Origin of the sequence: Campylobacter concisus (genome assembly GCF_015679985.1) — a bacterium.
GTDB classification, from domain to species: Bacteria; Campylobacterota; Campylobacteria; order Campylobacterales; family Campylobacteraceae; genus Campylobacter_A; species Campylobacter_A concisus_AC.
In genome coordinates, this window is the sequence record NZ_CP049239.1 from 64,550 (window position 1) to 76,629 (window position 12,080).

Here is a 12,080-nt window from a genome sequence, read left to right on the forward strand (position 1 = left end):
AAAATAAGTTAGATGGTGTAGAGAACAGCGAAATAAGCAACAAAAAATAATAATATCAATCCACCTTTATAAAAGGTATTTTCTACTACTTTTTATTTTAACTTGGGTTACACCTAAAATGAAATATCAAATTGTAAAAGATAGCACGAGCTTAACCAATATCCTGCCATCGATTGTGGAATATGTAACGATACTATCGACTTCAATAATGTTAAAAATTTTTGATGATTAAGTTGAGTGGTCATGTTAATATAAACGAAAACGCAGTCAATAATAATGCTGAGCTTAATTTACAGGTTAGTCTTTATTGTACCCCAGTACAATAGACAAGCCCTTTTAAAAATTTATATAATTCATTCAGAATTTCAAATAATATAACAATAAGGAGAACATGATGGCTAAAGAAGCCGGAGTAGTTAAAAGCGTAAACGGAGGAATAGCAAGAGCACTTAATGACTTAACAGGAGAGGTAAGACAATTAAGTGTAGGAGATATTGTATACCAAGGTGAAAAGATAGTTACAGAGGGTTCTAACTCTAAAGTAACAATAACTCAAACTGATGGTAAAGATATAACTTTAATAGGTAAAGATACTCTAACTCTAGATCAAGACTCTAACAATAACGAAACAGTAGCTGATATCTCAGCTTTACAACAAGCCATCTTAAAAGGAACAGATCTTAATGCTCTAGAAGAAACTGCTGCAGGTGGTCCACAAGCAGGTGGTAATGGTGGAGATGGCGTAAGCTTATCTTCTACTAGCTTTGCAGAAGGAGGCCACATTAGTAACATAAATGCTAATGTAGGAAGCATAGATGCTTTATCTCTAGCAGCAGGTGGAGATAATAGCTTTGGTGTAAGTGGTGGAAATGATTTAGGTATAAAAAATACTAATGTGACAACTGAAGGACCAACATTGTTTGGTGGCATAGAGCTCTCCTCGTCTTTCTATAGCGACGATATTTCTAACGGCTACTTTTCAAATTTAGGAACGGCCATGCACAATGCATGGCTAGATAGCGCGGAAGGCGTAGCGCAGATAAACGATATGAAAGAGCAAATGAAATCGGCTCTCGAAAACGTTAAACAACCTTATCCGAACGACACGCAAAATGCTTTTACGGCAGAGCAAATAGATAATTTAGTTAACGAGTATGCAAATTTAAAATCCGCTAAAGAACCCGTAGATAGTTCGAATAGCGCAAATTTAACGAATACGAACAATTTGTCGAGACTATTTGATACCCTTGGAACTCAAGTTAGGATAGGACAAAAAACGATAGAGATAGACGGGCATCAATTCCAAAAAGCTACCGCATCGATTCCTGAAGAAAGTATAGAAAAAATAGGCGATAGCGGTTGGGGACTAATCAAAAATGCCGCCGGAGAACCGGTAGCCGTAATGCCGATCGGTAAAATAAAAACAGGATTAAAACTCGGTGTCGGAAACGGCGAAATAGGTAACGAAACGCTAACTACGAGTACCAATGAAAACGTGCACGTCATATCCCACGGTGGCGTTCAAAAAATTTTTACTAACTATACCGATGCAGATAACTATATGAAAAGTATCGGCACGCATTATATTGACAATCCGGCTTACGACCCTATGAACCCAATGTCTGCGCCGTCTATAATTCCGGTAGATTCTAACGGTAACCAAATTTCATCTTACCAGGCTTATAGTTCTACGACTTATACTACAAATTTAACTACTCTAAAATTGCCGGCTAGTACGTTGGCGAATTTGAGGGTATTCGGTAGCGACGGAGACGATACGCTTATGCTAGACGGCGTAACCGTAAAAGCCGTTTACGGAGGTTCTGGAGCCGATAACATTACCGTTAATAATTCTACTATTACGGAATATATTTCAGGCGATGCCGGAAACGACAATATAACCGTTAATAATTCTACTATCAACGGCAAAACTATTACTAATAGCGACGGTTTATCAAGTCATGAAGCTATTACCGGAAATAGCGGACAAGATACAATAAGCGTAACGAATTCTAATATTACCGGTAATATAGACGGCGGGGCGGATAACGATAAGATAGATGTTGTTGGTACCGGCATCAAAGACGGTTACGGAAAAGTCGTAGGCGATATCAACGGCGGAGACGGAAATGATTATATAAACGTAATGACCGACATAGACGGTAACATAAATGCGGGCAGATCGTCCGATAGCGGAGTACCCGGTATCTTAGACAATCACTCTAGGTACCACGATAGAATTATGGTCGGAGCGGTACCTACGCCGGGAACTAGTGTTGCCGTAAAAGGAAACCTTACCGCTGACGGTAACGTCCTGATCGGTACGAGCGACGCTCGCATAAACGGAAACGTTGTAGCAAATAGCGCCTCAAACCAAAGCGCAGAAATAAGTTTGAGCCAAAATACGGTAATAGACGGAGACGTTATAGGGGGTCACGGAAGAGATTTTATAGATATAAGAGGATATCATGACGGAACTAAAAACGCTATAGTTCACGGTAATGTCGATACTAGAGAAGGTGACGATAGAATAGACGTATATAACGGTAGCGTAGGAGGTCAAATCGAAGGTGGAAAAGGCGACGATATGTTCAACCTATATAAAGGATCTCGCATAAACGGTATAAACGATATAGAAGGAAATAGTCAGCTTCAAGTAAGCGAGACTACGGTAGATAGTAATCTTAATTTTAACGGTGATACCAAAATAGAAGTAGTTGCGGGCGGTAATATTTCGACCAACTTAAATTTAAGCCATAATAATAGAATTTCGGCAATGGGCGATGATGCCAAAATAACCGGTGATATAAACTTTAGTGGTAACGGTAAACAATTTGTTAGTGCAATCGACGGAGGCGAGATCGTTACTGTAAATTTAGGAAATGGACAAAACGAGGTCATGGTTGGAAGTGGGCGTAGCGGAACGTATCAGGACTCTAAGATAGATAACGTAAACGGTGGAGGTGGAACCGATACCATAAAAGCGTTTAGTGGAGGTACTATAAATAACCTAAATATAAAAGACGGTAACGGTGACGATACTATATCTAGATTCAGTACGGAAAGTTACGACGATATGGGCCAACACACTAAAGGAGAGGGTGTTATAAATCATATCCAAAAAGATAGCGGAGATAACGAAATACACGGTAGAGTGATAAATAAAATGACCAATGAAGGGGAAGAAAGGCATATTATTGTAGATAGTTCGAAAAATAGTAACATAGATCTATCTAGCATAATGGAACACGGTTTAAGTCAAAATCATGCAGGCGTTATGAACCACGTATACGACTCAATAGACATATCAAATGTGGCAAATGCTAGACTTAAAGTTAATATCGCAGATGTGCTAAATGTACCTGAAAAAAATCATGGCATCGACGAAATAGAAACTGTTTTAAAGCTTAAGTATGGCTCAGACGATAGAGTAACTCTTGAAAATGGTGGTAGTAAAAACGGTTGGCATGAGATTACAAATGACGGTGATGCTAGCAATAAAACGTATAAAGCAGAGCTAGATCACGACGGTAACACATATTCGGTTATAATTAAAGTCGACAATGATTCTATTACTCCGGATATTTAGTTGATTATATAAAAGAAATAAATCCTTTATATGTAAAGCAACTAAAAGTATTTAGTTGCTTTACTACCTAGTACCCAAAAATAACAACTGTAAATTTTGCAATACCTATAATTTTTAGCGTTTATTTCATTTAATATTAATCTACAAATTTGACCCTATTTTAGCCTAACTGAAGAAAAACAAATTAACTCTAAATCCCTACTGTTTGTTTCACAATATCACACAAATTTTTCAACACTGTACCCCAGTACAATAGACAAGCCCTTTTAAAAATTTATATAATTCATTCAGAATTTCAAATAATATAACAATAAGGAGAACATGATGGCTAAAGAAGCCGGAGTAGTTAAAAGCGTAAACGGAGGAATAGCAAGAGCACTTAATGACTTAACAGGAGAGGTAAGACAATTAAGTGTAGGAGATATTGTATACCAAGGTGAAAAGATAGTTACAGAGGGTTCTAACTCTAAAGTAACAATAACTCAAACTGATGGTAAAGATATAACTTTAATAGGTAAAGATACTCTAACTCTAGATCAAGACTCTAACAATAACGAAACAGTAGCTGATATCTCAGCTTTACAACAAGCCATCTTAAAAGGAACAGATCTTAATGCTCTAGAAGAAACTGCTGCAGGTGGTCCACAAGCAGGTGGTAATGGTGGAGATGGCGTAAGCTTATCTTCTACTAGCTTTGCAGAAGGAGGCCACATTAGTAACATAAATGCTAATGTAGGAAGCATAGATGCTTTATCTCTAGCAGCAGGTGGAGATAATAGCTTTGGTGTAAGTGGTGGAAATGCTGTTGGGGCTGGGGCTGTGGCAACTCCTGTTATACCTCCTATTGCTACAATTACAGCTCTAGGTTCAACAAATGTAACAGAGGGGTATTATTGGGAAAGTCTAGAGTATAAATTCTCTCTAGGGGATCTAGCTACAAATGGCATAAATAGCTTAGCAACTAGACCAACTACATATACTTTTAGTCTAAGTGGTGTAGAAAAGGGTGTAGATTATGAAGAAATAGAAACTCCAGATGGCAATTTTGTCTTTGAATACAAAAACGCTGATGGTGATTGGGTTCCAATGTATGGTAATAAACTTACCGTAAATGATCCTAGAGATATAGAAAATATAGAGGTTAGAATAGCGCAGCTAACAGACAACTCTATCCAAAATCAAGGAGAACGTGTAGGAGATGATTCTCGTTTTAGTAGTATAGACGGAGCAGTTCAAGGCGTTTATGAAAGAAAAGCTACTGTAAACGTAACTAGCGATAATCCTCAAATAGCTTCGTCAAGCAATACTGGCACTATTACTGATACGGACGATGAAGTATCATTTACTAAGGGCTTAGATGGAAAAACAATAGACACTGAGATGGGTAACGACATTATTAACCTACATGGAGAGATTAAAAACGGTTCTCAAGTGAATTCCGGAGACGATGACGATGTTGTAAATTTATACGGCAATTTATACGGCACTACGAATACCCCTAGTCTTATTAATACCGGTAATGCAAATGATTTAGATATCGTAAACATTAAAAAAGGTGCTTCTATAAATAAAGCAAATATAAGCGGTAGAGGTAGTGGGGAGATAAACTTTGAAAGTGGCTCGACAGCAGATAATTTTCAAGTAAATTATTATGCTTCAAGCGGAAGTACTGTAAATATCAAAGGGCACTTAAAAAGTACAGATACAAGTAATTTAAGCACTATCAATACAGGAAATGGGGGAGACAAAATAAATATAACCGATGGAGGCATAGTAGATAATGTTCAAATGTATCTTGGCGGAGGAGATGATAAGGTTTTTATAAACGGTGCCACACTTAAAGGTGGTAATTCTAGAATAGCTATGCAAAACGGTCATAATGAGATTACGATTAAAAACTCGACTGTAGAAGATACTCATTTGACTGGATACGGACAACACGGTCAAGACGGCACTATATTTAATTTTGATAAAGGATCTTACGTAGTTACCAGAAATTCTATTATGGGAGGCGGTGGAGATGATATCGTAAATATTAAATCTGGGGCGATTTTTGGCTCGCATATAAATTTAGGAGAGGGCGATGATGTAATCAATATCGAGGCGGGTTCACTTGTAGTCGGAGGAAGTGCATTTTATAGTGAATTGCATGATGATAGAGTAGATACAAAAACCCTTAATATTAAAGGCGGTGAAATCAATAATTTTTATTTCAATGCCCCGGATCCAATAACAAACGAGACTTACTCTTCTAAAGAGGATATTATCAATATGAATATTACGGGCGGAGTCATTAAGAGTTCTAAATTTTATACATCCGAGCATTCCGATAATGTAACGATTAGCGGTACCAAAATTAGTAATTCTATTATTGATACTAGAGACGGGGACGATTTTATATCTATCGGTAAAAACGCTAACATCCAAGATACATCTAAGATTGATGGTGGAGCCGGATATGATACATTAAAAGTTGCTGACAATAGCATAGATTTTAGTCATGTTAAAAATATCGAAAGACTAGATATAACAGACGTTAATAAAACTCTAGCCGATACCAATGTTGTAACACTATCAGCTAAAGATGTTTTAGATATGACTGACAATAACAACAAGCTAAGAATAGATGGTGATGGTAACGATAGGTTAAATTTAAGCGGCTTTAACCAAAGCTCCGCTAGGCCCGTAGATTCGGACTATACGGAATACACTAGTACTGACGGAACCGTTACGATAGAAATTAAAAACGATATAACGAATATAACGTTCTAAGCTTACGCTTTATTAACAAAAAGATTAAATACCCCAAGGTTTATCCATTGGGGTATCTCTTTTCTATTATTAAATTTTTATAATTGTTTATATTTTTAACTAGCATCAAATCTACAAATTTTAGTTATTTAATCAGTAAGTCTGGATGATAAACAAAGGCTTAAAATGGATTAAAATTTGGCGGTAAATGTAGATAAATTTACCGCCATAAGGATAAATTATTTTCCAGTTGGATCTAAACTGTTTAAGATGTAATTTACTTCATCATCGCTTAGCTCATAGTGTAAAAATTCTTTATAAAATTTCTTCGTTTCAGCTGCTATATCTATATCTTTAAAAATTTCAGGGTGTAATATCTTAGCCGCCCATAAAATTTGCAAAGCCCCCTCGGCTCCATATCTATCCCAGCTAAAAACGCCAGTTGGATTTACGTAAACTCTTTTATTTTTTACAGCGTTAGTATCTGCGTAGATAGGATTTTCATATATCTTTTTTAAAATTTCTGGAGCTTTAGCTCTGCCTATGATGATCACATCTGGATTTATATTTGGGATCTCTTCTGCGTTTAGTTCAAGCATATTTCCAGCTTTTTGTACTGCATTTACTCCGCCTGCGACTCTTATCCACTCGTCTATGATCGTATTTGCGACGTCAACCTTAAATAAATTCTTGCCGTCTGCTATGTGAAGCACTTTTGGTCTATCTGACGTGGCAATATTATCCGTTTTACTTAGTGCTTTTTTAAGGTTGCCGTCAAAATATTTGTTAAATTTCTCCGCGATCTTCGGCGCGTCGCCTCCTATGACCTCAGCCATTATAGATACGCTCTTTTTCATATCCGCATGATTCGTAAATGACGGATAAAGTACGGTAAAGCCGTTTTTAGTTAGTTCTTCTTTGTTCTTTTTATCGGCGGCTATAACGACGTCCGGGCTTAGCTTAACTAGCTCTTCTACCTATAAGTCTTTGCCGTTTACGCCGTTTGGAATGCTTGAAATTCTAGGATAAACGTGCGCAAACCATTTGTTGTTTTTGATTAGATCGGTAGTCGCTACTATCTTATTCGCGCCGCCTAGCATTAATATGATTTGATTATTCGCATACCAAAGCGTGGCGATTTTTTCTACTTTTGCGGGAACCTTTACGACGTCGCCAGTGATGTCCTTGACGTCTCTAAACTCAGCTGCATTAAGCAAGAGGCTCGCAAACAGCACCACTAAAGCCATGAAAAATTTTTTCATTTTTTCTCATTATATTAAATATATATTTTTATATATAAGTACTAATACTATATGTTATTGCCTTAATAAACAATATCTTTACAATATAAATTTCTAATTTAGAGCTTTAAAATTTATGAGTGAATGTGAATTTCTATCTATTATCGATAGATTAAATTTATAGCAAGGGCTCCCCTTTTTGCACTGGGCAAAAAGGGGAGAAAAGAGAGATTATTTCTCAAAAGCTTTTTGCAAGCTAAATGGAAATGCTTGATAGCCCATAGCATTTGTCATCTTTATCTCGATGCTAGGCTCTTTTGCGCCCCACTCAAACTCATCTATGTGTGGGCTAGGAAGTCCTACTGGGCGACCTTTTGCGATGTCAAACTGCATACCAGCAACGGCTGAATAGACCATCACGCTATCAAGGTCATCTTGATACTGCGTAAGGCTAGTAACCGAGCTATACCACTCTTTGCCACGCTCTTTGCCGTACTCCCAAATTTGCTCAACTGTCTTTTTCTTTTCATCTATCTTATAAACGACTGCGCGAGAATACTTCATGCCAGCGATGGCTGGTTGCTCCATGCCCCTTGTGTCGCCGTTATCAAAGACGCTTAGATAAATTTCGCCTTTTTTAGACTTGCTATCTATCCTAAATGCTGTGTGCTGCGTCCATTGCCAGTCAAAGCCACCTTTGTCGCTCTCGTATCCTGGGCATTTTGAGTATTCATCTTCGCAGACTATTTTGTTGCCTTTGCTATCAACTGGCTGGAGGAGTTTATCTTTAAATTTATCGCTCCAACCCTTGTGAGCGCCCATGATCCATTTTACTTGTTTGTCACGGCCGATCTTGATAACTGCGTCTTGGTGGCGGCTTGAGATGATGATACTATCATCGCTTGGATCGTAATCCACGCTATTTACGTGTGCCCAGTTGCGTCCAGGACCTGCTCCTACGATATCGCCCCATTTATCGTGCGTATCCATAGACTGAAGCTCATCAGAGCTTGCAGTGTGACCTGCTTTTTTAGCGTCTATGTTTAAGCAAACTGCGCCTTGATCAAGCGTTTTTAGCACGATATCGCGGTAAGGATCAAGAATTTCATATAGTCTAAAGTCATCAACTACGTTGCCATCGCGGTCAAGCTCAACGATCACATCGCGCACTGTTCTTACGTTTTTGCCATCAGCTCTTTTATAATCAGCATTTGCCACGCGCAAGAAGTAGTGTCCGTTTTGTGCTACGTCCATTGAGTGAGAGAAGTCGTTGTAGCTAGCTGGTAGCTCGCGGTTAAAAATTTCTCTACCCATGATGTCGTATTTTGCGTATCTTTGGCCGTATCCCCAAGTCATAGCGCCGTCATCATTTTGCTTAAAGCCCATCATTACACCAGCGTGAAATGGCTGTTTAAGATCGTAAATTTTGCTTGGCTCAAGGTACCATCTAATCTCGCCTTTTGTATCAAGGATGAAGTTATTTGGGCTGTAGTTCCACTCGATCGCACCGCCAGCTGGGTTGTTCCAAACGACTTTTGTGCCCTTGCCAGTTTTATTTACGAAGTTATTTACATAGTAGAGGCGGTTAGCAAATTTAGCACTTGCTGGCTTAGTAACCTCGATCTTGTCAAATAGTGCGCCCTTTTGATTTGGTGTACCTGAGCTTTCTAGATAGATAGCTGGGGCGTAAATTTTATAGCTCTCTTTTATATGCTCGGTCTTACCTTTGTAGCTCTTGTCGTACTCGACCTCAACGGTATTTTGATAGTCAGGATACATGCCAAAAACTGGGATGCCGCCATGTGTGCGAAGATGCTTATCAGCTACTTTGTAGCTTATCACCTGACCGCCTTGCTTTGGCACGATGGTTACTTTGGCATTGCTTAGTGTGTAGCCGCCATTTTTGATGACTGCTGTAAGTGGGGCAGTGTCATATGGATTTACCACTACTTCGCCTATTTGCCCAGTGATAGCATAGTCTAGTTTAGCCCCGCTTGGGCCGCCTATCGCAAAAGCGCTTGAGCAAAGTATAGAAGCTAGCGCAACACAACTCAAAGTCTTTTTCATAACATCTCCTTTGGATAAATTTTATAAACTCTACTCATAAAGCTTATAAAATTTAGAAAAAGCCTTGGAACGCCCAAGGCTTAAAATAGGTAAAAGGAGTAATAAAAAATATTGCGTCCTTCGTAATTGTAATAAAACCTTATAACATAAAAATCACGATAAACTTTATAATGGCTTAAAATCTAAATTTATATTAAAAATTTTTGCCTTTTTGGACCTTAAGCTAGCATTTACGCTTTAGCACTTATAATCAGCCCCAAATAATGGAGTAAAACTTATGACACTAACTTACAATGCAAAGAAAATTTATGAAATTTGGTTTGGTTCAAAAAGTGAGCTTGAAGAGAGCAATGCTAGCTTTTTAGAGGATTATTTAAATTTTTTAGGCGATATTAGTGAAGTGATAAATATTGATGAAAAAACAAGACTTTCGGTTATCATCGCCTCTCTTTGCGTGAGCAAAGGTGCAAAAAGCTCATTTAAAAGCTTCGTTAGGGCTGCTTTAAATGTAGGCATATCAGCAAAAGAGATAAGAGAAATTTTATATCAAGCAGTGCCTTATGCTGGGCTTGGCAAGGTAGAAGATTATATATTTTTAGCTGATGAAATTTTTAATGAGCGCTATATAGAGCCTGAAAATATGCCTAAAAAATCAAGAGAGGGCAGAGGCGAAAGAGGCCTTGAGATACAAAGAAAACTCTTCCCAGCGGTTGATAAATTTATCGCATCAATGCCAAATGATCAAAAACATATAATGGAATTTTTATCGCAAAACTGCTTTGGCGATTTTTATGCAAGAGATGGGCTTAGTTTAGAGCTTAGGGAGCTTTTGACATTTGTCTATATCACGACTCTTGGCTTTGCAAAGCCACAGCTTTTAGGGCACATTGCTGCAAATTTTGGCATCGGCAACGATAGAGCTAAGCTAATAAGTGTTGTTACAACTCTTATACCATTTATAGGCTATCCGAGTGCTTTAAATGCATTATCAGCAATAAATGAGATAAGTTCTAGTAAAAATTAAATTTTTAATCAATACAATATCTTATAAATTTCAGCCAAAATTTATTCTAGCGTTAAATTTGCGGTTGAGCTTGGTTGTAGAATAGCTCAAAATAAATCATCTAAAGGAGATTATCATGAGTTTTCTATCTAAATTTAGCAAGGCTATCTTTGCTGTTGCAGTTGCTGGAGCGATTAGTGCTAGTGCGTTTAGCGAGGGAGAGGACTACGTCAAGCTTGAAAAGCAACTAAGCGCGGGACAAAATACGCTAGTTAAAATTTTTAGCTATGCTTGCCCATTTTGCTACAAATACGACAAGAGCGTCACTCCAAAGGTAGTTGAGAAAATTCCTGGACTAAAATACGAGCCATTTCATCTAAAGACAAAGGGCGATTATGGCGAGGTTGCGAGCAAGGTTTTTGCCGTGCTTATCGTTATGGACGAGGCAAAAGGTGTCAGCTTATTTGATGAAAATTCGCTATTTAAAAAGGCTAAATTTGCCTACTACAAGGCTTATCACGACAAAAAAGAGCGCTGGAGCGATGGTAAAGACGCTGAGGGCTTTTTAAAGACTGGACTTGATGCTGCTGGCGTTAGTAAAGTAGACTACGAAAAAGAGCTAGCTAATCCAAAAGTGACCGAGCTGCTTAAAAAGTGGGACGAGAGCTATGACGTGGCCAAAATTCAAGGCGTGCCAGCATTTGTCGTAAATGGCAAATACCTCATCATGACAAAATCAATTAGCTCACTTGACGGTATGGCAGCACTCATCGAAGAGCTTCTTAAAAAATAAGGCGTCACATGAGCTTTTTTAAAAAAATGGCTAAATTTCAAGACTCACGCATCTCTTGGGCGGTGCTAGTCTTTGTAAGCGTTGCACTTGTCGTTATCGCGCACTCGCTCTTTCAAAACTACGCCTATATGCCTCCTTGCGAGCAGTGCGTCTATATACGTTTTGCATTTTTATGTATGGCACTTGGCGGCGTGATCGCTATGATAAATCCTAAAAATTTACTATTTGCTCTAATTGGCTACGTCTTTGCCTTTTGGGGAGCGGTGCAGGGCATAATGTATAGCGTAAAGCTAGCTAAAATCCACGATGCGGTGCATGGCGATGATCCTTTTGGCGTGCAGGGCTGCTCTACTGAGCCACACTATCCATTTGGTTTGCCGCTTGAAAAGTGGGCGCCTGACTGGTTTATGCCAACAGGCGACTGCGGATATGATAGCCCTATGGTGCCTGATGGCGTGATGCTAAGCGATTTGCAAAAGAGCATAGTTGATCTTTATGCGGACGGCTGGTATCTTGTGCCATCATCTAAATTTATGTCGATGGCTGATTGCACGCTGCTTGGATTTGGTGTTTGTTTTGTAGTGCTTGCGCTTATGCTCGTTTCAAAGCTTTTATCCTTTTTAAAATGAAATTTAG

General features: G+C 38.4%; 6 protein-coding genes and 1 pseudogene. 5 read left to right on the forward strand and 2 right to left on the reverse strand.

The features are described 5' to 3' along the window. Window positions 1-394: 394 nt before the first annotated feature. Both G5B98_RS00305 and G5B98_RS00310 read left to right on the forward strand, forming a co-directional pair. A complete protein-coding gene (locus G5B98_RS00305) occupies window positions 395-3,589 on the forward strand; it encodes a retention module-containing protein (protein WP_196086798.1) in 3,195 nt (1,064 codons plus the stop codon). 324 nt (window positions 3,590-3,913) lie between these two features. Further along, complete coding sequence (locus G5B98_RS00310; protein WP_196088174.1) at window positions 3,914-6,361, forward strand: retention module-containing protein; 2,448 nt, start codon at window positions 3,914-3,916, stop codon at window positions 6,359-6,361. Window positions 6,362-6,579: 218 nt separating this feature from the next. On the opposite strand, the pseudogene G5B98_RS00315 reads toward G5B98_RS00310, so the two are convergent. Together G5B98_RS00315 and G5B98_RS00320 are read right to left on the reverse strand one after the other, a co-directional pair. Beyond that, window positions 6,580-7,602 (reverse strand): annotated as a pseudogene (locus tag G5B98_RS00315) (ABC transporter substrate-binding protein). A 210-nt stretch (window positions 7,603-7,812) separates the two neighbouring features. After that, window positions 7,813-9,648 (reverse strand): aryl-sulfate sulfotransferase, encoded by a 1,836-nt coding sequence (locus G5B98_RS00320; RefSeq protein WP_196086801.1) that lies wholly within the window; start codon window positions 9,646-9,648, stop codon window positions 7,813-7,815. A 277-nt stretch (window positions 9,649-9,925) separates the two neighbouring features. Between G5B98_RS00320 and G5B98_RS00325 the strand changes: the two genes are divergently transcribed. The 3 genes from G5B98_RS00325 (at window position 9,926) to dsbI (ending at window position 12,073) form a co-directional block, all read left to right on the forward strand. Then, a complete protein-coding gene (locus G5B98_RS00325; protein WP_196086802.1) occupies window positions 9,926-10,672 on the forward strand; it encodes a carboxymuconolactone decarboxylase family protein in 747 nt (248 codons plus the stop codon). Between the two features lie 115 nt (window positions 10,673-10,787). Then, window positions 10,788-11,444 carry a thiol:disulfide interchange protein DsbA/DsbL gene (locus G5B98_RS00330; protein WP_196086803.1) on the forward strand — a complete coding sequence of 219 codons (657 nt, stop codon included), beginning with the start codon at window positions 10,788-10,790 and terminating at the stop codon, window positions 11,442-11,444. Between the two features lie 8 nt (window positions 11,445-11,452). Beyond that, a complete protein-coding gene (dsbI, locus tag G5B98_RS00335; protein WP_196086804.1) occupies window positions 11,453-12,073 on the forward strand; it encodes a protein-disulfide oxidoreductase DsbI in 621 nt (206 codons plus the stop codon). Window positions 12,074-12,080 lie beyond the last annotated feature (7 nt).

Excerpts from the sequence above, each read along its gene's own strand:
- G5B98_RS00305 (WP_196086798.1), top strand. The coding sequence starts at position 395 with ATGGCTAAAGAAGCCGGAGTAGTTAAAAGCGTAAACGGAGGAATAGCA.
- G5B98_RS00310 (WP_196088174.1), top strand. The coding sequence starts at position 3,914 with ATGGCTAAAGAAGCCGGAGTAGTTAAAAGCGTAAACGGAGGAATAGCA.
- G5B98_RS00320 (WP_196086801.1), bottom strand. The coding sequence starts at position 9,648 with ATGAAAAAGACTTTGAGTTGTGTTGCGCTAGCTTCTATACTTTGCTCA.
- G5B98_RS00325 (WP_196086802.1), top strand. The coding sequence starts at position 9,926 with ATGACACTAACTTACAATGCAAAGAAAATTTATGAAATTTGGTTTGGT.
- G5B98_RS00330 (WP_196086803.1), top strand. The coding sequence starts at position 10,788 with ATGAGTTTTCTATCTAAATTTAGCAAGGCTATCTTTGCTGTTGCAGTT.
- dsbI (WP_196086804.1), top strand. The coding sequence starts at position 11,453 with ATGAGCTTTTTTAAAAAAATGGCTAAATTTCAAGACTCACGCATCTCT.